This is a genomic window from Agrobacterium sp. 22-209-1 (genome assembly GCF_053522485.1).
Genome location: NZ_JBNWCH010000001.1, coordinates 754,306 through 773,842, shown reverse-complemented (window position 1 = coordinate 773,842; position 19,537 = coordinate 754,306). Strand labels below are relative to the sequence as shown.

Sequence of the window (19,537 nt, the reverse complement as noted above, 5' to 3'; positions counted from 1 at the left end):
GGCGGGCTTTTTTATGCTGGATAGTTCAAGCTTTAGACGCCGCTTTGGCCGTCCGAGCCGATATAGGCGATGCGTACCATATTGGTCGCGCCGGGGGCGCCAAGCGGTACGCCTGCGGAGATGATGATACGATCGCCCGGCTTGCCGAAACCTTCGGAAACCACGATACGACAAGCGCGGTTCACCATGTCGTCCAGGTCGCTGGCATCGCCGGTGACGACGCAGTGCAGACCCCAGACGACCGACAGGCGGCGGGCGGTCTGGATGATCGGCGACAGCGCGATGATCGGAACCTGCGGCCGTTCACGCGCGGCGCGCAGGCCGGTCGTGCCCGAGGACGTATAGGTGACGATCGCCGCAAGCTTCAACGTTTCGGCGATCTGGCGGGCGGCAAGCGAAATGGCGTCGGCGCCGGTCGGTTCCGGCTGGGCGCGCTGCGCATAGATGATATTGGAATAATAGGGGTCCTGCTCCACCGTGCTGGCAATGGAGGCCATGGTGGAAACCGCTTCGACCGGATAGTCGCCCGATGCGGACTCGGCAGAAAGCATGATGGCGTCTGCGCCTTCGAAGACGGCGGTGGCGACGTCTGACACTTCGGCGCGGGTCGGCACAGGCGCTGTTATCATCGATTCCAGCATCTGGGTGGCAACCACGACCGGCTTGCCGGCGCGGCGGCAGGCGCGGGTCAGCTGTTTCTGGATGCCCGGAACGGCTTCCAGCGGCATTTCGACGCCGAGATCGCCACGGGCGACCATCAGCGCGTCGGAAAGCTCGATGATTTCCTCGATGCGCTCGACAGCCTGCGGCTTTTCGATCTTGGACATCAGGCCGACGCGACCGCGTGCAATCTTGCGCACTTCGGCAAGGTCTTCCGGACGCTGGACGAAGGAAAGCGCCACCCAGTCGACTTCGCCGGTGGCGAGAACGGCATCGAGATCGACGCGGTCCTTGTCGGTCAGAACACCGACGCCGAGCAGAGTGTCGGGCAGGCTGATGCCCTTGCGGTCGGAAATGCCGGTGCCGGAAATGACGGTGGTGACGATGCTTTTGCCGTCGCTCTTTTCAGCGCGCAGATGCAGCTTGCCGTCGTCGATCAGCAGGCGATGGCCGGGCTTGACCGCTTCGAGAATTTCCGGATGGGGCAGGAAAACGCGGGTGTTGTCACCAGGCGTTTCGTTGTTGTCCAACGTAAAAGTCTGGCCGGGAACGAGGTCGACCTTGCCTTCGGCGAATTTTCCGACGCGCAGCTTGGGTCCCTGCAGGTCGGCCAGAATGCCGATAGGGCGGCCGTTCCGGCTCTCGACGGAACGGATGCGCTGAATGAGCGTCCGCATCACGTCGTGGCTCGCATGGCTCATGTTGATCCGGAAAAGATCCGCGCCAGCAAGATGCAGCTTCTCGATCATCGCCTCTTCGGAGGAGGCCGGGCCGAGAGTTGCAAGAATTTTGACTTTGCGGTTACGCTTCATCAGTTTTGATTTCCCTGTGTGCCTGGCGTATCGGAGAGCTGGACCATCCAGCTGCCCTGTCTGCCCGTGTCATATTCCTTGAAACCCATTCTCTGGAAGCTGCGGGCATAACAATCGTCCACGCCGTTGATCTTGAACTCGTTTTCCGCCACGCACATGTTGACGTCACCGGTCCAGCGGCCGCCATGGGCGGCGTCTTCGGCATAGAGATAATAATAACGTGACTGCAGCTCACCCTCGATCAGCGTCGCGCAGGTCGAGGAGGGGACCTGCCACCAGCCTTCGCTGACCCAGCCTTCCTGAGCACGGTAGCCGATGGCTACCCCGACGAGGTTCTGCGTGCTGTTGCACACGCGAAAATCCGCGTGCGCGGGCGCCGCTATCATGAGCGGGGTCAGAAACAATGCCGCTACGGAAAAAAGACGGGCGAGATGCCTGAAGTGGCGAGGAAGAGCGAGAGATGACTGAGTCACGGCTTCCATCCGGATTCCATGGTTATAATGAACACACTTCTTGGCGTGGCCGCCAAAGAAAGTCAACGCGAGTTTAATCGATTATATTGTTCGTGGGATCGTGAGTGCGACAAGGTAGATGGCTGTTCTTCCGCCGTAACTTGCGCGCGGCCTCAAGCCATGCCATCAAGTTTCTCTCCTCAATCCTGCCCCAGAAAAATCATCGATGAACGACTTCATACCCTATGAAATCATAGAAGGCGATTATGACAAAGGCATGGTTCTTCTGGCGGACCATGCCATGAACCTCCTGCCGGCACACTACGGCAATCTTGGCCTTCCGCAAACCGCTTTTCATCGCCATATCGCATTTGATATCGGTATAGAGGGACTGACCCGCTCACTCGCCGCCCGCCTTGGCGTGCCGGCCGTGCTCGGACGGTTCTCTCGCCTGCTGATCGACCCGAATCGCGGCGAGGACGATCCCACTCTCATCATGAAGATTTCGGACGGAGCGATCATTCCCGGCAACCATCCGATTTCGGATGAGGAATGGCAAAGGCGGATCGAGGTCTTTCATCGGCCCTATCACAATGCCGTGGACCGTGTGCTGACCGGCGTGGCGAAAGCGTCCGAAGAGGCGCCGCTCGTGCTGTCGCTCCATTCTTACACGCCGTTCTGGAAGGAAACACCCCGACCATGGCATGCGGCGGTTCTGTGGGACACGGATCACCGTGCTGTCGATCCGCTTCTGGCGCATCTGCGCGCCACGGGCGATATCCTCGTTGGCGATAACGAACCCTACGACGGGGCGCTCAAAGGCGACACTATGTATCGCCATTGCATGATGAAGGGCATACCGCATGCGCTTCTCGAGGTTCGGCAGGATTTGGTCGCGAATGATGAGGGGATCGCCGAATGGTCGGACCGGCTCGCTCCCATTTTCGCCGCAATGAATGACGATCCCGTTTTGCATGAATATCAGCTGTTCGCCTCTCGCACCGGCCCCTATTGAGCCTGGAGTTTTGCCATGACGAATGAAAACGACAATCGGCAGGTTGAATTCGAGGCGGCGGCTTTCCGGCGCCTTGTCAATCATCTCCGTGAGCGCCACGACGTGCAGAACATCGACCTGATGAATCTCGCGGGCTTCTGCCGCAACTGCCTTTCCAACTGGTACAGGGAGGCGGCCGAAGAAGCCGGTGTTCCGCTCAGCAAGGATCAATCCCGGGAAATCGTCTACGGCATGCCTTATGAGGATTGGAAATTGCAATATCAAGGCGAAGCGAGTGACGACCAGAAAGTCGCTTTCGAGCAGAACCGACCCAAGGAATAGGTCTCCGCTAACGGAAACGACTTGACGGAACGCCTTTCTATGGGCAGTTCACAGGCCTGAATTTTGCTGTCCGCTGGCAACGACCGGCGAGGGCTTCGCCCGGATCAATGAATAAGGCTCGCATGCGAGCCGACAACGAAGGATAATATGATGGACGAAACGAGCACCACCGAAACCGTCGCCGCCGCAGAACTGCGCCAGTTCATCGAGCGCGTCGAGCGCCTCGAAGAGGAAAAGGCTGCCATTCAGGGTGATATCAAGGACGTTATGGGCGAGGCTAAAGGTCGTGGCTACGATACGAAGGCGATCCGCACCATCATCCGCCTGCGCAAGAAGGACGCCAATGAGCGCATCGAGGAAGAAACGATTCTTCAGACCTATATGGCCGCGCTCGGCATGGAATGATCGGCTGGAAACGCCTCAATGAAAAATCGCCGCTTTTGCGGCGATTTTTTTGCGCATCTTGCGAATTCAGCCGCGCGTGCCGGCGAGCTTCTCCGAAAGGTCGATTGCCTCCTTGCGGGCATCCTTGTCCGCGGGGTAGAGCGCCAGATAACGCTCCCAGGCCTTCAGCGCCAGCTCCTCTCGGCCCGAAGCTTCGAGGATGTTTGCTAGGCTTGCCAGCGCCGGGAAATAGCGCGGTTCCCTTTCCAGGGTCAGGTTGATATCCGCCATTGCCTTGCGAGTGTCGCCATCGGCAAAATGCACCATGGCGCGGCGATAGGGCGCCTGCACATAGTCCGGATCGAGCAGAATGACCTGGTCGAGAAAATCGTAAGCGGCGGCGTTGCGTTTCTCGTCGGCGGCTTCGCCTGCCCATTGCATGAGCAGATTGATCGTTGCGCTGCCGGAATCATTCCATTCGGAGGCGATCTGATTGGCGATGCTGCGCGCCTTGACCGCATTCCGTTCTTTTTTCAGCGATGCAAAAAGAGTATCGATGGTCTTGGCCGGTGAGGGCGCGGACTCCACAACGGCAGGCGGCTTTCCGTCCGCCGCATGAGCAACCGCAGCCATTCCCGGAAACGGGAGGCTTGAAAACAGGAAGCCCTGAGCGAGAATGAATGCTGTGCAAAAACGATTTGGGCGCATGGGGTTAAGCTTAACCCGGCTGCGCCCAATATCAAATGCAAACTTCTGCACTGTCAACAAAGTGATCCGCGAAACATCGCGAACCGCAGTTGCGATCAATCAGCCCTGACGAGCCTTGAAGCGCGGGTTCTGCTTGTTGATGATGTAGACGCGGCCCTTGCGGCGAACCAGGCGGTTATCGCGATGACGGGCCTTAAGCGCTTTAAGCGAATTCTTGATCTTCATTTTACTGGTCCGCAGTTTTGCACGGATTTTGCCGTGCTATTCAAACAATCAAAAGCGCGCAACGGGGCGCGCTCTTTTCGGTTGGCAGGCAGATACCTGTTTGAGCCCTGCCTGTCAACACTTGCCCGTGTCTTTGCCTTAAAAGACTAGGCTTTTCCTGTGTGCAGAAGCTGCGTCACATGGCCCATCTTGCGGCCCGGCCGTGCTTCCGTCTTGCCGTAGAGATGCACGAGACAGTCTCTTTTCGCCAACCATGCTGGAACATCATCGATGTCATCGCCGATCAAATTGGTCATAACGCAATCCGAATGGCGATCCGTGCTGCCGGGCGCGAGGCCCGATACGGCCCGGATATGCTGCTCGAACTGCGAGATCACGCAGGCGGCCTCCGTCCAGTGGCCGGTATTGTGGACACGCGGCGCCATTTCATTGGCGACCAACGAACCATCCGGCAGGACGAAGAATTCGATGCCGATGACGCCGACATATTCGAGCGCTGCCAGAAGCTTTTCCGCCGATTGTACGGCAACTGCCCTGGCGGCATTGGAGAGCGCTGCCGGAACGGTTGAAGTGTGTAGGATGCCGTCCAGATGGACATTCTCGGCGGGATCGTAACAGGTGACGGTGCCGTCCTGGAAACGGGCGGCAATGAGCGAAATTTCCCGCTCGAAGGAAATGAAGCTCTCGAGGATCAGCGGCACGCCGCCGAGCGCCGCAAAGGCGCCTGCGAGGTCTTCGCCACCCCGGAAGAGACGCTGGCCCTTGCCGTCATAACCCATGCGGCGGGTTTTCAGCACGCCCTTGCCGCCGAAAGTGGCCAATGCGGCCTCCAGCTCTTCCTGGCTGTCCACCGCGCGGAAATCGGCGGTCGGGATGCCGCAGCCGTTGAGGAAGCGTTTTTCCGTCAACCGGTCTTGTGAGGCGCTGAGTGCTTTCGGAGGTGGATAGACGGGAACGGAGAGGCTGAGCTTTTCGGCTGCCGCGACAGGCACGTTCTCGAATTCGTAGGTCACGACATCACAGCGGCTTGCGAGTTCCGCAAGCGCCTTTTCGTCGTCATACTCCGCGACGATCTGGTCGTTGCAGGCTTGCGCTGCCGGACAATCCGCCTGCGGTTCAAGCACGATGGTGCGGTGGTTGAGGCGGGCTGCAGCCATGGCCAGCATGCGGCCAAGCTGACCGCCGCCGATGATGCCGATGGTCAGATTATCTGTCTTTGCCATCACGTTTTTCGTCACTGGGCGCTGTCCATCGGATATTCCGCGACGGCAGCCGACTGGCGGCCACGCCAGGCATCCAGCCGGTCGGCCAGGTCCTCATCGCTGAGCGCCAGGACCGCAGCGGCCAGAAGGGCGGCGTTGATGGCGCCGGCCTTGCCGATGGCAAGCGTGCCAACGGGAATGCCGGCGGGCATCTGCACGATTGAATAGAGGCTGTCCTGACCGGACATGGTCTTCGACTGCACCGGAACCCCAAAAACAGGAAGCGGCGTCATGGCGGCCGTCATGCCGGGCAGGTGGGCGGCCCCGCCCGCACCGGCGATGATGACTTTGAAACCCTCGTCTTTTGCGCCATTGGCAAAATCATAAAGCCGGTCCGGGGTGCGGTGGGCGGAAATGATGCGGGCTTCATATTCGATGTCGAGCGCATCCAGCGTATCGGCGGCGTTCTTCATGGTCTCCCAGTCAGACTGGCTGCCCATGATGATGGCGACGGGGGGCGTTTCTGCTGTCACGTAATGTCTCCGGGCTCAGGCGATGATATCGGGAATGACCTGATCTTCAAGCTGGGTCATCTTGTCCTTGACGGCCAGCTTCTTTTTTTTCATGCGCTGTATTCTCAGCGCATCGCAGCTGGTCTGGATCATCGCGTTGATCGCCGCGTCGTAATCCTCATGCTCCTGGCGCAGCCGCGCCAGCGTGAGCCTGATGTCCGCCTGGTCCTGATCGGGCATCTCGTCATCCCCATTTTATGCCGCCGGATCGGCTCCGGCGCGTATGTGATCGTTCACGAGGCTCTATCATCAAATCGCGGTAACGGGAAGTTATCCCTTGCGACCAAATTGCCCACTTATTGCCTTCATTTCGCCTTCGACAAGCGGCGCGATCCGTGTCACATTGCCGTCGTAAACCTGAAACTCCAGCGATGGAGAGCTGGAGGTAGGTTCAAAAAGGAAGGACGTGCCGCATGACCATTCAGGCTCATATTGCATCGCTCGAAAAGAAACACGGTGCTCTGGAGGAGGAGCTCGAAAGTATTCTTGCTTCCCCGTCGTCTGACGACAAAGAGATCGCGGACCTTAAACGTCGAAAACTGCGCCTGAAGGATGAACTGCAGAGGCTCAAGGCCTCGACGAGACATTAATTTATGCCAGGCCGCGGCTCTCGATGAATGAAGGGCCACGGTCTGAGCGTTTCAAGCTCTGGCGGCGAAAACCTGCTGCCAGAGCTTTTTATTGCCGAATCTAGAGCGGCAGTCCGTCCCACAGCAGTTTAAGCGCCGCAATCAGCGCCATGGCGTACATGAGCGGGTAAAACACCGCGGGTTTCAGATATTTCACCACCTTGGCGCCGGCAAGCGTCGCCAGCATCGCCACCGGCAACAGGCTTGCCGATGTCTTGAGGTTGGTGGCGTCCAGTGCGCCGAGCGCGAAATAGGGAATGAGCTTGATCGCGTTCATGATGGCGAAGAACCGCACGCTCATGCCGGTATAGGTCTTTGGATCGAGCTTCAGCGGCAGAACGTAGATCTGGAAGGGCGGGCCGCCCGCATGGGCCACGAAACTGGCATAACCGGACAGACCGGACCAGAGGGTCGCAGCCGCCGGTCTTTGTGGCTTGGCCGGGATTTCCCGGCCCTTGCGGCTTTTGAAGCTTTCATAGAAATAACGCAGCACGAACAGGATCGTGACCGAGGCGACAACAAGGCGCATGGCGTCTGCGGAAACGAGGCTTGAGGTCGCCCAGCCCAGCGCGATGCCGGCAATAGCCCCCGGCAGCATGATGAGGAGCGTTTCCCGGTGGTTGTAGTGCCGCCAGGCAAAAAGCGCCACGATATCCATGACGATCAGGATCGGCAGAAAGATGGCCGCCGCCTGCACCGGCGATACGGCAAGCGCCATCAAAGGAACGCCCATCAGCGCCAGCGCGCCGCCCAGCCCTCCCTTGGAAAGGCCGACGAGAACGACTGCGGGAATGGCGACGAGATAAAAATGAAAATCGGTGAGCATGGATGGACGGTTGATCCTTTCGCCGGTCCGGTTTATCGGATTTGTCATATGAAAACGAGTGCAGATTGCGCAGCAAGCGTCTTCTGTCTGAAATGGACGAATCGATGACCCTAGTTGAAGACCGTTGCCGCCTTGTCCTGATCGTTCCGCAATCGGACGATGCGCAAAAGCAGGCTAAAGAGGTGGAAAACGCATTGCGGGGCGGTGATGTCGCTTCCGTCATCATTCCGCAATATGGTCTGGATGACGCCGCTTTCCAGAAACGCGCCGAACTGATCGTGCCCGTCGTCCAGAAGGCGGGTGCGGCGGCGCTCATCGCCGGTGACAGCCGCATTGCCGGCCGCGTGAAGGCGGATGGCCTGCATGTGGTCGGTAATGGCGAGGCGCTTGCGGAGGCCGTGGAAAAATTCACGCCGAAGCTCATCGTCGGCGGCGGCAATGCGGACGACCGCCATAAGGCGCTGGAGCAGGGCGAGGCCAATCCGGATTACATGTTTTTTGGAAAGCTCGAAGGCGACATCAAGCCGGAAGCGCATCCCAAAAACCTGGCGCTCGGCGAATGGTGGGCCTCGATGATCGAAATCCCGGCCATCGTCATGGGTGGCGCCGATGTGTCCTCGGTTGTTGCCGTGGCCGAAACCGGGGTGGAGTTCGTGGCCATGCGCAGCGGCGTTTTTGAAAATGCCGGTGGCGCCGCCCAGGCCGTTTCTGAAATCAACGCCCTGCTTGACGAAAAAGCGCCACGGTTTGGCGGTTGATACAGGCGATGATCATGCGCTCGGTTCACCTCTGCCTTTCCGTTTCACTGCTGGCGCTCGCTTTCGGCGCGCCGGCGGGTGTTGCTTTTGCCCAGTCCGGGCCGCAGAGCGAAAGCAATGCGCTGTCCCGCCAGCTGGAAAACGAGGCTCAGCCGACCCGTCAGGGCAGGGTGCAATCCGAAGAGCAGAAGGACTTGCAGCCGTCTGCGGGGGTGAACGTCTATCAGCGCATGGGCGCGGAATTGCCGGCGCTGCCGCCTGAAAAAGAATTCAAGGGCCGGGTGGACGAAGCTTACGGGCATTTCCAGCGCGGCGAATATGTGCAGGCGCTCGACAAGGCGCTGAACCGCGCGCAGAACGGTGACGCACCTGCCCAGACGCTGGTGGCGGAAATGATGTCGCGTGGTCTGGGCATCGCCCGTGACGAGAAGACCGCTGCTTTCTGGTACCAGCAGGCGGCTGAGGGTGGCGATCCCGTCGCCATGTTCAAATTCGCGCTGATTCTGATGGAAGGCAAATTCGTCACCCGCGACAAGACGAAGGCCGACGATTTCATGCGCCGTGCGGCGGAAGCCGGCAACGCCTCCGCCCAGTTCAACTGGGGCCAGATACTGGTTTCGGAAAATCCCGGAGCCAAGGGCCTGCTCATGGCTTTGCCGTTCTATGAAAAATCCGCCGAACAGGGCATTGCCGATGCGCAATATGCTGTGTCGCAGATTTACTGGTCGCTCAAGGATGTGCCGGCCGAGAAAAAGGCAAAGGCGCGGGACTGGCTGACGCGGGCCGCGAAAGCTGGATACGATACCGCGCAGGTCGATCTCGGCATCTGGCTGGTCAATGGGTTCGGCGGCGAGCGCAATCTGGATGAGGGTTTCCGCTGGCTCTACGGCGCGGCGCAGCGCGGCAATGTCGTGGCGCAGAACAAGGTGGCGCATCTTTACATTCAGGCGCTCGGTACGAGGCCGGATCCCGTGGAGGCGGCCAAATGGTATGTGCTTTCCCGCCGCGCCGGCCTGAAGGATCCGTCTCTCGAGGACTTCTATCTCGGCATCACCGACGAGCAGCAGAAGAAGGCGATTGAGGCCGCAAATCGTTTCCGCCCGACGTGATGGAAGGGTAGCCTTCCTGCGCTGGCATTGACCCATGGGCTTTTTGCCTTGAATTTCCGCGCGTTTTGTGGTCTTGAACCGCAAACTTTCAATTCAAGAAAATAATGACGTGCCTGCCCGGTGAGCTTCCGGGCGGTTCGCAAGCTTTCCAGGAAACAACATCGATGGCCCGTTCAGCCCTTCTCAATGTCATGGTTCAGGCCGCCATCAAGGCGGGTAAGTCTTTGTCGCGTGACTTCGGTGAAGTGCAGAACCTTCAGGTCTCGGTCAAGGGACCGAGCGATTTCGTTTCGCAGGCGGATCTGAAAGCCGAGAAGATCGTGCGTGACGAATTGATGAAGGCCCGCCCGACCTACGACTTCCTGGGTGAAGAAGGCGGCGAGGAAAAGGGCACGGACGGCGCACATCGCTGGATCGTCGATCCGCTGGATGGCACCACCAACTTCCTGCACGGCATTCCGCATTTCGCGGTTTCCATCGCGCTCGAGCGTAATGGTGAAGTCGTCGCCGGCGTGATCTTCAATCCGGCCACCGACGAACTCTACACCGCCGAGCGCGGCGGCGGCGCGTTCCTCAACGATCGCCGCATCCGCGTCGCTGCGCGCAAGGCGCTGACCGATTGCGTCATCGGCTGCGGCGTTCCGCATCTCGGCCGTGGCAATCACGGCAAGTTCCTTGTCGAACTTCGCCACGTGATGGGTGAGGCAGCCGGCATCCGCCGCATGGGTGCGGCTTCGCTCGATCTCGCTTATGTCGCTGCTGGCCGTCTCGACGGTTACTGGGAAGCTGATCTTTCGCCATGGGACATGGCCGCAGGCCTGGTGCTGATTCGTGAAGCCGGCGGTTTCGCTTCCGATATCAAGGGCGGCGCGGATATCTTCGGCAGCAGCTCCGTCGCTGCCGGCAACGAATATATCCACAAGGCGCTCGTTGAGGTCGCCAACCGTCCGATCCCGGGCCGCTGACGGGTTTTCGACGGAAAACCTGCCGTTTCTGCAAGTTTTAGACGCCCGGCGGATGTTCGCCGGGTGTTTTTTGTTTTCCATTGCCGGGTGCTCACACATTTTCCCAAAAACGCCTGTGACGAAAGACCGGCTTTTCGCTTCAAATCGTCGCAATTTTCAAATAGCTTCCGCTGGATACCTGACCAGAGGGAATGCGAACGTTATGGCGGATTCGGAGCTGCTCGATCTTGGCGTCGAGAAACCGGTGACCACACGGCAATACAGTCACAAGCTGTCCAGTCCGACACCGTTTCTCTGGACGATGGTTCTGTTTCTGATCCTTGTGGGCTTTCTGGCGGCCATTCTTTACCGGCAGGCCCACACCGCCTTCATGTCCAATCCGGGGCTCAACGGCTTCATTCTAGGCGTGCTGGCCATCGGCATCATTCTGGTGTTTACGCAGACGATGAGCCTGCGCTCGGAAGTCAGCTGGTTCAATGCCTTCCGCGCTGCCGGCAGCGTCGACAAAGTTGGCCGTGCGCCCAAGCTGCTCGCGCCGATGAGCACGCTGATCGGCAAGCGCGGCGAAGTCCGGCTTTCCGCCGTTACGCAGCGGACGATCCTCGATTCCATTGCGACGCGCCTCGACGAGACCCGTGATACATCGCGTTATCTTGTCGGCCTGCTGGTGTTTCTCGGCTTGCTCGGCACCTTCTGGGGCCTCATCGGCACCATCGGCGCGATCAGCAATGTCATCCAGTCGCTCGATCCGAGCGCCGGCGACAGCAACGACATTCTTGGCTCTCTCAAGGCCGGCCTGACTGCTCCTCTTTCGGGCATGGGAACGGCGTTTTCCTCGTCGCTGCTCGGTCTTTCGGGTTCGCTTATTCTCGGTTTCCTCGATCTTCAGGCCGGTCGCGCCCAGAACCGTTTCTATACACAGCTTGAAAACTGGCTTTCCTCGGTGACGGATACGACGGAAGGGCCGAGGGAGTTCAAGGGCGAATCCGGCGCCGTTGTCAGTACCGAGCGCTCGCTTGCGGCCATGACCAGCCTTGCCGAAGGCATTCAAGGCCTGGTCAAGAACATGCGCAGCGAACAGCAGATGCTGCGTGACTGGATCGAGGCGCAGCAGGAAGAATCGAAATCGCTCCGCCGCACGCTCGACCGGCTGTCAGAGCGGATCGACAGCGATACGAAGTCTTCCGGACGCATTCGGCACGATAACGGGAGCGAGTAGCCATGGCGCTTGCGCGCAACCGCCGCCGCGACAGGGGTGTGGATTATTGGCCGGGGTTTGTCGATGCGCTGTCGACCTTGCTCATGGCCATCATGTTTCTGCTCACGGTTTTCGTGCTGGCGCAATTCGTTCTATCACGGGAAATCACCGGCAAGGATGAGGTGCTGACGCGTCTCAACAGCCAGATTGCCGAACTGACCGAACTTCTGGCCATGGAAAAAGGCAATAAGCAGGATATTGAGGACGCGCTTGCCAGCCTGCAATCCACCCTTGCTGCATCCGAAAATGAGCGTTCCCGACTGCAGGCGCTTCTCGATGCGGGATCGGGAAGCAATGCGAACGCCAATGCGCGGATCGGCAGCCTGACCGGCGAACTGGACGAACAGCGGCAGGCCAATTCCCGCGCGTCCGCGCAGATCGAATTGCTCAACCAGCAGATTGCGGCGCTGAGAGCGCAGATCGCCTCGGTGGAAGCCGCGCTTCAGGCCTCGGAAGCCAAGGACGCCTCTTCTCAGGTCAAGATCGCCGATCTTGGCCGGCGGCTCAATGTTGCGCTGGCGCAGCGGGTGCAGGAACTGAACCGCTATCGCTCCGATTTCTTCGGGCGACTGCGCGAAATCCTTTCGGACCGCGAAAATATTCGCATCGTCGGTGACCGTTTTGTCTTCCAGTCCGAAGTGCTCTTCCCATCCGGTGGCAATGAACTCAATCCGGAAGGGCAGGCGGAGATGGAGAAGCTGGCGGTCGCGCTGCTCGATCTCGCCAAGGAAATTCCGGCGGAGATAAACTGGGTCCTGCGTGTGGATGGTCATACGGACAATGTCCAGCTTTCCGGTTCCGGCCGTTACCGTGACAATTGGGAGCTTTCCTCGGCCCGCGCCACCTCGGTGGTGAAATTCCTGATCTCCAAGGGCGTGCCGGCAAACCGGCTCGTCGCCGCCGGTTTCGGCGAATATCAGCCAATTGCCGAAGGCGATACGCCGGAAGCACGGCAGCAGAACCGCCGTATCGAACTCAAGCTCACAGAGCGTTGAAATCGCGGGCCGCGTCATCGCGGTTGCCTTCTGGTGAAAGAAAATTTACGTTCGCGTAAAAGTAATTCCGTCATATCTGGGAGGGGCTGATGGACGTCTATGACGTGATCGTTGTCGGCGCGGGGCTTGCCGGCCTCGTTTCGGCAACCGAGGCGGCTGAGCGGGGTTTCAGCGTCTGCGTCTTGGATCAGGAGGGCGAGCAGAACCTTGGCGGGCAGGCCTTCTGGTCGCTGGGTGGTCTGTTTTTCGTCGACAGTCCCGAGCAGCGCCGGATGCGGGTGCGAGACAGTCTTGATCTTGCAAGACAGGACTGGCTCGGTTCGGCCGGTTTCGACCGTCCGGAGGATTATTGGCCGCGCCGCTGGGCGGAGGCCTATCTCGATTTTGCCGCCGGTGAGAAACGCGAATGGCTGCACCGCATGGGCATGCGCTGGTTTCCCGTTGTCGGCTGGGCCGAGCGCGGCGGGAGCCTCGCCCACGGCCACGGCAATTCCGTTCCGCGTTTCCATGTCACATGGGGCACGGGTCCGGGCGTACTTGCACCCTTCATCGAAAAGGCGAAGGCCATGGCAGAAACCGGCCGGCTGACTTTCCGCTTTCGCCACCGGGTTGATCGTCTGGAGATCGCAGACCGCCGGGTGACCGGCGTTTCGGGTGCGATTCTAGCGTCCGACCCGGTACAACGCGGGCAGGAGAGCAGTCGGGAACAGCAGGGCGATTTTACCCTCTCCGCTGCGGCGGTCATCGTCAGTTCCGGCGGAATCGGCGGCAATCAGGAACTGGTGCGGCGCAACTGGCCGGTGGAACGGCTGGGCGAGCCTCCCGCGAGCATGGTCTGCGGTGTTCCCGCGCATGTGGATGGCCGCATGATCGCCATTACGGAAACGGCCGGCGGAGCCGTCATCAATCGTGACCGCATGTGGCATTATACCGAGGGCGTGAAGAACCACGATCAGATCTGGCCGGATCACGGTATCCGCATCCTGCCCGGTCCCTCGTCCTTCTGGTGCGATGCGGATGGAAACCGCCTCGCCGCCCCCGCCATGCCGGGTTTCGATACGCTCGGTACGCTAAAAATGCTGGGCGAACGCGGCAGCGGCCATAGCTGGTTCATTCTGACCAAGGCGATCATCAAGAAGGAATTTGCGCTTTCAGGCTCGGAGCAGAATCCGGATCTGACCGGCAAGGATATAAGGCTGCTGCTCAAAAGACTGGGCAAGGAACCGCCGGGGCCGGTGCGTGCCTTCATGGAGCGCGGCGAAGATTTCGTCGTTCGGGATACGCTCGAAGAACTCGTGACGGCGATGAATGCCGTCAGCGGCGACGACCGGCTGCATATAGAGCATATCCGCCGGCAGATAGAGGCACGCGACCGCGAAGTAGAAAACGGTTTCAGCAAGGATGCGCAGGTAACGGCCATCCACGGCGCGCGTCGTTATCTCGGCGACCGGCTGATGCGGACGGCAAAACCGCACCGGCTGCTCGATCCGGCAATGGGGCCGCTGATTGCGGTAAGGTTGCATGTGCTGACGCGCAAGACGCTCGGCGGTCTTCATACGGACCTTGAAGCGCGGGTACTGGACGCCGCGGGTGAGCCGGTGCCCGGCCTTTATGCCGCCGGTGAGGTTGCCGGTTTCGGCGGCGGTGGCATGCATGGTTATAATGCGCTGGAGGGCACATTCCTTGGTGGCTGCCTGTTTTCAGGCCGCGTTGCGGGACGCAAGGTACTGGGCTAGTTCACACTTTTGCGCGCAATTCGTCCGGCCCGGTCTGGAATTGCAGTCGGGCAAGCCGCGCATAGAGGCCATCCTGGCGAATGAGGCTCTGATGCGTGCCTTCTTCGATGATGCGGCCTTCATCCATCACCAGAATACGGTCGGCCTTCAGCACGGTGGCGAGACGATGAGCGATGACGATGGTGGTGCGGGTTTTCATCAGCTCATCGAGGGCCTTCTGCACCAGCGTTTCGCTTTCCGCATCCAGCGCTGAGGTGGCTTCGTCGAGAAGCAGGATCGGGGCGTTGCGCAGGATGGCGCGGGCAATGGCGATGCGCTGGCGCTGGCCGCCGGATAGCGTCACGCCGCGCTCGCCCACCTGCGTATCATACCCGTTGGCGAGACGTTCGATGAAGCTGTCGGCCTGCGCGGCGATGGCGGCGGCGCGCACCTCCTCGCGTGTCGCATCCGGCCGGCCGAAGGCAATGTTATCGTGGATGGAGGAGGCGAATATCGCTACATCCTGAGGAACGATGGATAGGCGTGCGCGTAGATCGGCAAGGCTGACGTCGCGAATATCCGCGCCATCGACGGTGATGCGGCCATGCTGCGGATCGTAAAAGCGCATCAGCAGCGAAAAGACCGTGCTCTTGCCGGCGCCGGAAGGCCCGACGATGGCGAGGGTTTCGCCGGCGCTGACCTTGAAGGAGAGGCCGGAAACGATTGGTCGTCCTGCCGCGAGCGGGTAGACGAAATCGACATTTTCGAATTCGGCTTCGCCGCGCGGCGGTTGCGGCATGGCGACGGGCGAGGTGGGTTCCGCGACGGGCGAGCGCTCGTTCAGCAGTTCGGAAAGCCGTTCGGCAGCACCACCCGCCTGCGCCAGTTCACCCCAGACTTCCGAGAGCTGACCGAGTCCGCTTGCCGCGATGACCGAATAAAGCACGAACTGGCCAAGCGTACCGGCCGTCATAGTGCCCGACAGGACGCTTTGGGCGCCATACCAGAGAATGCCGACAACGCTGCCGAAGACGAGCGCGATGGCGACGGCGGTGAGGATGGAGCGTGCGCCGATGGCGGCGCGCGCGCCCTGATAGGCGGCTTCCACGGAAGCGCCATAACGGGCATTTGCCAGCACCTCGGCATTAAAGGACTGCACGGTGCGGCTCGCCGCGATCGTCTCGGAGGCATAGGCGGCGGAATTGGCCAATGTGTCCTGCGTGGTTCGGGAGCGGGCGCGAACCGAGCGCCCGAAGGCGATCAGCGGAAAAACAATGAAGGGAATGGCAAGCAGCGCAAGGCCGGAAAGGCCGGGGCTGGTATAGATCATCATCGCCACGGCACCGCAGCACATGATGATGTTGCGCAGCGCCACCGAGGCGGACGAGCCAAAAGCCGAGCGAATCTGCACGGTATCGGCGGTCAGCCGCGAGGTCAGTTCGCCGGATCGATTGCTGTCGAAAAACTGCTGTGACAGCGTGGTAAGGTGGGCAAAGACATCGCGGCGCAGATCGGCGACGACCCTTTCGCCGATGGTCATGACGTAATAATAACGCATGGCGCTGGCGAGAGCGAGAACAACGGCAATCGCCAGAAGCATGGCGAAATAGCTGTTGATCATGCCGCCATCTGGCGTCTGGAATCCGTGATCGATGATACGGCGAACGGCAAGCGGCAGGGCGAGTGTCGTGGCGGAAGAAAGCACGAGAGCGAAAAGGGCGGTCGCCATCAGGCCGCGGTAACGCCGGAGATAGGGAAACAGGCCAAGAAGCGGCTTCAGGCTTTTCTGTTTCGCCGCTTTCTGCTCGTCAATGTCTGCCACGTTCTCTATGCTCCTCGTTCCCTGCTGTTTTTGGGCCTTTTACGGGTGAATTTCCGGTGTACGGCAAAATTCTCGCCCCTTTGGCTATCTCCTTTCACAAGGGGATAGCAGGCTCTTGTTATCTGGGCGACCTTCATGTATAGGCTCCGCATCGAATTGGGAAGCCATAGCCCATCTGGTCTATGGCTTCATTTATTGAAATGGCTCAGTTGACGCAATTGCGGCAAATGGACCGCACGTCACTTAACCAGGAAGATTGTCATGAAGGCTGATATCCATCCCGATTATCACACGATCAAGGTGGTCATGACCGATGGCACCGAATACGAAACCCGCTCCACCTGGGGTTCGGAAGGCGCTGTCATGAACCTTGAAATCGACCCCAAGTCCCATCCGGCATGGACGGGCGGCAACCAGCAGCTTATGGACCGCGGTGGTCGCGTTTCCAAGTTCAACAAGCGTTTCGGCGGCCTCGGCCTCTGATCCTCTTGCGGACGGATCGTTTAAAAAAGCCCGGTTTTGCCGGGCTTTTTGTTGCCATTTTTCGGCGATGGCGCTCGCGTAGCACGCAAAAGAAAAAAGCAGGCCGGTGAGCCTGCTTTTCAAATTGTCCGGATAAGGGGCGTTTTTTCTCAGTTGATCGAGAAAGCCGTGCGCAGGAGGTTAAGCTGCGCCTGCACGCTGTTTTCATTGTCCGGCACCTTGGCAGCTTCGGACGGGCGATAGATTTCGCGGTCGAGCAGGGCGATGCGGTTCTGGAGACGCAGCGAGCGCTCGATAAGATCGCGGAAGGATTCCGGCAGGTCGTTCCAGCCTGGCGCGTTACGGTCGACGTTGAAGCTGTCGAGTCGCACCTTGTTCTTTTCGCTCAGAACCTGATCACGGGTCATTTCGCCATTGTTCACGGCCCGCTGAAGCAGCAGCCAGGATGCCATCTGCATCAGGCGGGTGGTGAGGCGCATCGACTCCGCCGCGTAAAGCACGGACGCCATGCGCGGCAGAACCTTGGAGGCTGTGCGGCCAGCTCCATCGAGATAGCTCGCCGTTTCCTCAACCAAGGTCATGCCTTCGGTATAGAGGGCCTTGAACTGGTTGGAAGCAGCCGCGCGACCCGCAAAGCTTATGGTATTTAAAACCTGTTCCGACATTTCTTTAAATCCCTGCTCACGCACCACACTGTCAGGCAACGACGATCCGGATATTTTGTTCCGGCCTTTAGTGTTTTCAGGATGGTATCTTTACCTGAAATGCGCAAGGCAATTATTAAAGAAGGGTTAATACCCACAGTTTTACGAATTGCGGCGACGGGCAAAAAAAGAGCCGCGAAAGCGGCTCTCAAGGTAAAACAGGGAGAAAAATCAGACCAATTCGCCGTATGGAGAAGATGCCTGAGGTCCAGAAGAACTGGACATGTATAGTAATCTCTCAGAAAGCTTAATTTTTGGTTAATGGTAAACGAAAGACTGCCCCGTAGTATTCATGTTCGGATACTGGCGGAGCCTTATCTTACGGTGGCGGAAGTGCAGTCGCGTGTCTATTCTGAAGCGCGCATCAGGATCGGAAGAGATTTTCCGCCGCCTGTCTTCCGGCGGATTTCCGTGTCCTCTCCTCCTCGAGTCGGATGATTTCGGCTTGCAGAAGATCGATACGGCTGCTCAACTCGTCCACCGAAAGAAGGCTGAGATCGCCGCCAATCTCATGCGCTGCCGGTTTTTGAGGACGGTCATCGTCAAAGAGGCTCATATACCTGCTCCTTTTTCTACATAATCGCCATCGTCGTCTGGATATTGCGGCGCGCGCGGGTCAAGCGCAATACTTTCCGGCGTCACGAGCGGTGAGGGTGTTGTTGGCATCATCGTCGAGAAATTGTCTTTTTCCTCGGTTGAAAGCGCAGCGCGCCGGCGGCTTCTGATGATGGCGTAGGCGGTGATGAGCAGATGCGCCACAGCCGTCACCAGGAACAGCGCATAGGGGCCGGAATAGGTCATGATCGCGCCGCCGAACGTCGGGCCGATGATGGTGCCGATGCCGTAAAGCAGAAGCAGGCCACCGGAAACCTTGACGAAGTCTTCCGATGCGGCAAAGTCGTTGGCATGGGCCACGGCGATGGGATAAAGCGCGTTGGCGGCGGCACCGTAAATGGCGATCATGGGGATGAGCACATAGACATCATGCGGCTGCACGGCCGCGACGGCCAGGCCCGCGACAGCGCCAACCCCGGCCAGCCCGGCCAGCACGTAGCGGCGGTCTATCCGGTCTGAAAGCCGGCCTGCGGGAAATTGCGCCAGCGCACCCACGAAAATCGTGACGGACACCATGATCGCGATCATGGTCGGATCCAGCCCTGCCCGCGCACCGAAGACGGCGCCGAGCGTACCGTAAGCGCCGTTGGCAATGCCGATCATCAGGATGCCGACGAAAGAGACCGGTGAGTTGCGGTAAAGGGCCGGCAGATCCAGCTTCACCTTCTGCAACGGCTGTGGGCTCGCCGCTTTCGAAAGCGTGGCCGGCAGAATGGCGATGCAATAAATGATGCCGCAGATCATGAACAGCGAGGTATTGCTGATATCGCCCATCGGCACGATCATCTGCCCCGCCACGACACCGAGCAGCGTGATGGCGATATAAAGCGAGAAGATCATGCCACGACTTTCATTGGTGGCGCGCTCGTTCAGCCAGCTTTCGATGATCATCGAGGTTCCGGCCGTGCAGAAACCGGTCAGCGCGCGCAGCGCGATCCATGAGGTGTCGTCGATGATAAGGCCGGTCATCAGCACCGTCAGGCACACCAGCGCCACGAAGGACCCGAATGCCCGCACATGGCCAGCGCGGCGCACGATGGCGGGCGCGACAAAGCAGCCAACGACGAACCCCGCCGCCCAGGAGGTGCCTAGAAAGCCAAGAATTTCATTGGAATAACCTTCCGCTGAACCACGCACCGGCAGCACGAGGCCCTGAAGGCCATTGCCGAGAAAAAGAAACAGAGTGCTGGATAAAAGAGCGAATACGGGTAGAAGATTTCTGCTCATGAAAACACTCTCATGCGTTCGGACGGACGGTCGGACAGGTCATAGGACGGGCGTTACCCGAATGAGTTGCACTCTTCTGG

Annotated in this window: 23 protein-coding genes; 11 read left to right on the top strand and 12 right to left on the bottom strand. The window is 59.6% G+C overall.

Annotated elements, in window-relative coordinates:
* Positions 1-32: 32 nt before the first annotated feature.
* Both pyk and ACQZ48_RS03655 read right to left on the bottom strand, forming a co-directional pair.
* Positions 33-1,472: a pyruvate kinase gene (gene pyk, locus ACQZ48_RS03660; RefSeq protein ID WP_448728544.1), complete on the bottom strand. Its 1,440-nt coding sequence runs from the start codon at positions 1,470-1,472 to the stop codon at positions 33-35.
* Entirely contained in the window at positions 1,472-1,858 is a 387-nt protein-coding gene (locus tag ACQZ48_RS03655) for a DUF1036 domain-containing protein (protein WP_373692768.1), read from the bottom strand. Before ACQZ48_RS03655 ends, pyk begins: the two co-directional genes overlap by 1 nt.
* Positions 1,859-2,150: 292 nt before the next feature.
* Between ACQZ48_RS03655 and ACQZ48_RS03650 the strand changes: the two genes are divergently transcribed.
* The 3 genes from ACQZ48_RS03650 (at position 2,151) to ACQZ48_RS03640 (ending at position 3,665) form a co-directional block, all read left to right on the top strand.
* Positions 2,151-2,939 carry an N-formylglutamate amidohydrolase gene (locus ACQZ48_RS03650; RefSeq protein ID WP_191216828.1) on the top strand — a complete coding sequence of 263 codons (789 nt, stop codon included), beginning with the start codon at positions 2,151-2,153 and terminating at the stop codon, positions 2,937-2,939.
* Positions 2,940-2,954: 15 nt separating this feature from the next.
* Positions 2,955-3,260, top strand: a complete 306-nt coding sequence (locus tag ACQZ48_RS03645; protein ID WP_077984886.1) for a DUF1244 domain-containing protein — start codon at positions 2,955-2,957, stop codon at positions 3,258-3,260.
* A gap of 147 nt (positions 3,261-3,407) precedes the next feature.
* Positions 3,408-3,665, top strand: a complete 258-nt coding sequence (locus ACQZ48_RS03640) for a DUF2312 domain-containing protein (RefSeq protein ID WP_006314683.1) — start codon at positions 3,408-3,410, stop codon at positions 3,663-3,665.
* A gap of 66 nt (positions 3,666-3,731) precedes the next feature.
* Here the strand turns inward: ACQZ48_RS03640 and ACQZ48_RS03635 are convergent, their stop codons facing one another.
* The 5 genes from ACQZ48_RS03635 to ACQZ48_RS03615 form a co-directional block, all read right to left on the bottom strand.
* A complete protein-coding gene (locus tag ACQZ48_RS03635; protein WP_173991108.1) occupies positions 3,732-4,352 on the bottom strand; it encodes a hypothetical protein in 621 nt (206 codons plus the stop codon).
* A 99-nt stretch (positions 4,353-4,451) separates the two neighbouring features.
* Positions 4,452-4,577, bottom strand: a complete 126-nt coding sequence (ykgO, locus tag ACQZ48_RS03630) for a type B 50S ribosomal protein L36 (RefSeq protein ID WP_003497670.1) — start codon at positions 4,575-4,577, stop codon at positions 4,452-4,454.
* A 146-nt stretch (positions 4,578-4,723) separates the two neighbouring features.
* Positions 4,724-5,800: a 5-(carboxyamino)imidazole ribonucleotide synthase gene (locus tag ACQZ48_RS03625; protein WP_448728543.1), complete on the bottom strand. Its 1,077-nt coding sequence runs from the start codon at positions 5,798-5,800 to the stop codon at positions 4,724-4,726.
* 11 nt (positions 5,801-5,811) lie between these two features.
* Positions 5,812-6,279, bottom strand: coding sequence for a 5-(carboxyamino)imidazole ribonucleotide mutase (gene purE / locus ACQZ48_RS03620; RefSeq protein ID WP_191216900.1), 468 nt, complete (start codon positions 6,277-6,279; stop codon positions 5,812-5,814).
* Between the two features lie 48 nt (positions 6,280-6,327).
* The gene (locus tag ACQZ48_RS03615; RefSeq protein WP_003497661.1) at positions 6,328-6,531 is read right to left on the bottom strand and encodes a YdcH family protein; all 204 of its coding nucleotides are present in this window, start codon (positions 6,529-6,531) and stop codon (positions 6,328-6,330) included.
* A gap of 233 nt (positions 6,532-6,764) precedes the next feature.
* Between ACQZ48_RS03615 and ACQZ48_RS03610 the strand changes: the two genes are divergently transcribed.
* Positions 6,765-6,941, top strand: coding sequence for a YdcH family protein (locus ACQZ48_RS03610; protein WP_006314700.1), 177 nt, complete (start codon positions 6,765-6,767; stop codon positions 6,939-6,941).
* A 100-nt stretch (positions 6,942-7,041) separates the two neighbouring features.
* Here the strand turns inward: ACQZ48_RS03610 and ACQZ48_RS03605 are convergent, their stop codons facing one another.
* A complete protein-coding gene (locus ACQZ48_RS03605) occupies positions 7,042-7,806 on the bottom strand; it encodes a sulfite exporter TauE/SafE family protein (protein WP_191216826.1) in 765 nt (254 codons plus the stop codon).
* 104 nt (positions 7,807-7,910) lie between these two features.
* Between ACQZ48_RS03605 and ACQZ48_RS03600 the strand changes: the two genes are divergently transcribed.
* From ACQZ48_RS03600 to ACQZ48_RS03575, 6 genes are all read left to right on the top strand, one after another.
* Positions 7,911-8,564 carry a thiamine phosphate synthase gene (locus ACQZ48_RS03600; RefSeq protein WP_077984895.1) on the top strand — a complete coding sequence of 218 codons (654 nt, stop codon included), beginning with the start codon at positions 7,911-7,913 and terminating at the stop codon, positions 8,562-8,564.
* Positions 8,565-8,572: 8 nt separating this feature from the next.
* A complete protein-coding gene (locus ACQZ48_RS03595) occupies positions 8,573-9,673 on the top strand; it encodes a tetratricopeptide repeat protein (RefSeq protein ID WP_165691328.1) in 1,101 nt (366 codons plus the stop codon).
* A gap of 164 nt (positions 9,674-9,837) precedes the next feature.
* Positions 9,838-10,638 (top strand): inositol monophosphatase family protein, encoded by an 801-nt coding sequence (locus tag ACQZ48_RS03590; RefSeq protein ID WP_077984894.1) that lies wholly within the window; start codon positions 9,838-9,840, stop codon positions 10,636-10,638.
* A gap of 202 nt (positions 10,639-10,840) precedes the next feature.
* Positions 10,841-11,857: a flagellar motor protein MotA gene (locus ACQZ48_RS03585; protein ID WP_448728542.1), complete on the top strand. Its 1,017-nt coding sequence runs from the start codon at positions 10,841-10,843 to the stop codon at positions 11,855-11,857.
* 2 nt (positions 11,858-11,859) lie between these two features.
* Positions 11,860-12,891 (top strand): peptidoglycan -binding protein, encoded by a 1,032-nt coding sequence (locus tag ACQZ48_RS03580; protein ID WP_003520358.1) that lies wholly within the window; start codon positions 11,860-11,862, stop codon positions 12,889-12,891.
* An 89-nt stretch (positions 12,892-12,980) separates the two neighbouring features.
* Positions 12,981-14,627, top strand: coding sequence for an FAD-binding dehydrogenase (locus ACQZ48_RS03575; protein WP_448728541.1), 1,647 nt, complete (start codon positions 12,981-12,983; stop codon positions 14,625-14,627).
* Position 14,628: 1 nt separating this feature from the next.
* Here the strand turns inward: ACQZ48_RS03575 and ACQZ48_RS03570 are convergent, their stop codons facing one another.
* Positions 14,629-16,428, bottom strand: coding sequence for an ABC transporter transmembrane domain-containing protein (locus tag ACQZ48_RS03570; RefSeq protein ID WP_448728540.1), 1,800 nt, complete (start codon positions 16,426-16,428; stop codon positions 14,629-14,631).
* A gap of 261 nt (positions 16,429-16,689) precedes the next feature.
* Between ACQZ48_RS03570 and rpmE the strand changes: the two genes are divergently transcribed.
* On the top strand, positions 16,690-16,911 hold the full coding sequence (gene rpmE, locus ACQZ48_RS03565) for a 50S ribosomal protein L31 (RefSeq protein WP_003497640.1): 222 nt from the start codon (positions 16,690-16,692) through the stop codon (positions 16,909-16,911).
* Positions 16,912-17,060: 149 nt separating this feature from the next.
* Here the strand turns inward: rpmE and rcdA are convergent, their stop codons facing one another.
* The 3 genes from rcdA to ACQZ48_RS03550 all read right to left on the bottom strand — a co-directional run bounded on the left by rcdA (position 17,061) and on the right by ACQZ48_RS03550 (position 19,457).
* Complete coding sequence (gene rcdA / locus ACQZ48_RS03560) at positions 17,061-17,576, bottom strand: protease adaptor protein RcdA (RefSeq protein ID WP_077984878.1); 516 nt, start codon at positions 17,574-17,576, stop codon at positions 17,061-17,063.
* 403 nt (positions 17,577-17,979) lie between these two features.
* Positions 17,980-18,171 (bottom strand): DUF1192 domain-containing protein, encoded by a 192-nt coding sequence (locus ACQZ48_RS03555; RefSeq protein WP_077984877.1) that lies wholly within the window; start codon positions 18,169-18,171, stop codon positions 17,980-17,982.
* Complete coding sequence (locus tag ACQZ48_RS03550) at positions 18,168-19,457, bottom strand: MFS transporter (protein ID WP_077984876.1); 1,290 nt, start codon at positions 19,455-19,457, stop codon at positions 18,168-18,170. Before ACQZ48_RS03550 ends, ACQZ48_RS03555 begins: the two co-directional genes overlap by 4 nt.
* Between the last annotated feature and the right edge of the window lie 80 nt (positions 19,458-19,537).

Excerpts from the sequence above, each read along its gene's own strand:
- pyk (WP_448728544.1), bottom strand. The coding sequence starts at position 1,472 with ATGAAGCGTAACCGCAAAGTCAAAATTCTTGCAACTCTCGGCCCGGCC.
- ACQZ48_RS03655 (WP_373692768.1), bottom strand. The coding sequence starts at position 1,858 with ATGATAGCGGCGCCCGCGCACGCGGATTTTCGCGTGTGCAACAGCACG.
- ACQZ48_RS03650 (WP_191216828.1), top strand. The coding sequence starts at position 2,151 with ATGAACGACTTCATACCCTATGAAATCATAGAAGGCGATTATGACAAA.
- ACQZ48_RS03645 (WP_077984886.1), top strand. The coding sequence starts at position 2,955 with ATGACGAATGAAAACGACAATCGGCAGGTTGAATTCGAGGCGGCGGCT.
- ACQZ48_RS03640 (WP_006314683.1), top strand. The coding sequence starts at position 3,408 with ATGATGGACGAAACGAGCACCACCGAAACCGTCGCCGCCGCAGAACTG.
- ACQZ48_RS03635 (WP_173991108.1), bottom strand. The coding sequence starts at position 4,352 with ATGCGCCCAAATCGTTTTTGCACAGCATTCATTCTCGCTCAGGGCTTC.
- ykgO (WP_003497670.1), bottom strand. The coding sequence starts at position 4,577 with ATGAAGATCAAGAATTCGCTTAAAGCGCTTAAGGCCCGTCATCGCGAT.
- ACQZ48_RS03625 (WP_448728543.1), bottom strand. The coding sequence starts at position 5,800 with ATGGCAAAGACAGATAATCTGACCATCGGCATCATCGGCGGCGGTCAG.
- purE (WP_191216900.1), bottom strand. The coding sequence starts at position 6,279 with ATGGGCAGCCAGTCTGACTGGGAGACCATGAAGAACGCCGCCGATACG.
- ACQZ48_RS03615 (WP_003497661.1), bottom strand. The coding sequence starts at position 6,531 with ATGCCCGATCAGGACCAGGCGGACATCAGGCTCACGCTGGCGCGGCTG.
- ACQZ48_RS03610 (WP_006314700.1), top strand. The coding sequence starts at position 6,765 with ATGACCATTCAGGCTCATATTGCATCGCTCGAAAAGAAACACGGTGCT.
- ACQZ48_RS03605 (WP_191216826.1), bottom strand. The coding sequence starts at position 7,806 with ATGCTCACCGATTTTCATTTTTATCTCGTCGCCATTCCCGCAGTCGTT.
- ACQZ48_RS03600 (WP_077984895.1), top strand. The coding sequence starts at position 7,911 with ATGACCCTAGTTGAAGACCGTTGCCGCCTTGTCCTGATCGTTCCGCAA.
- ACQZ48_RS03595 (WP_165691328.1), top strand. The coding sequence starts at position 8,573 with ATGATCATGCGCTCGGTTCACCTCTGCCTTTCCGTTTCACTGCTGGCG.
- ACQZ48_RS03590 (WP_077984894.1), top strand. The coding sequence starts at position 9,838 with ATGGCCCGTTCAGCCCTTCTCAATGTCATGGTTCAGGCCGCCATCAAG.
- ACQZ48_RS03585 (WP_448728542.1), top strand. The coding sequence starts at position 10,841 with ATGGCGGATTCGGAGCTGCTCGATCTTGGCGTCGAGAAACCGGTGACC.
- ACQZ48_RS03580 (WP_003520358.1), top strand. The coding sequence starts at position 11,860 with ATGGCGCTTGCGCGCAACCGCCGCCGCGACAGGGGTGTGGATTATTGG.
- ACQZ48_RS03575 (WP_448728541.1), top strand. The coding sequence starts at position 12,981 with ATGGACGTCTATGACGTGATCGTTGTCGGCGCGGGGCTTGCCGGCCTC.
- rpmE (WP_003497640.1), top strand. The coding sequence starts at position 16,690 with ATGAAGGCTGATATCCATCCCGATTATCACACGATCAAGGTGGTCATG.
- rcdA (WP_077984878.1), bottom strand. The coding sequence starts at position 17,576 with ATGTCGGAACAGGTTTTAAATACCATAAGCTTTGCGGGTCGCGCGGCT.
- ACQZ48_RS03555 (WP_077984877.1), bottom strand. The coding sequence starts at position 18,171 with ATGAGCCTCTTTGACGATGACCGTCCTCAAAAACCGGCAGCGCATGAG.
- ACQZ48_RS03550 (WP_077984876.1), bottom strand. The coding sequence starts at position 19,457 with ATGAGCAGAAATCTTCTACCCGTATTCGCTCTTTTATCCAGCACTCTG.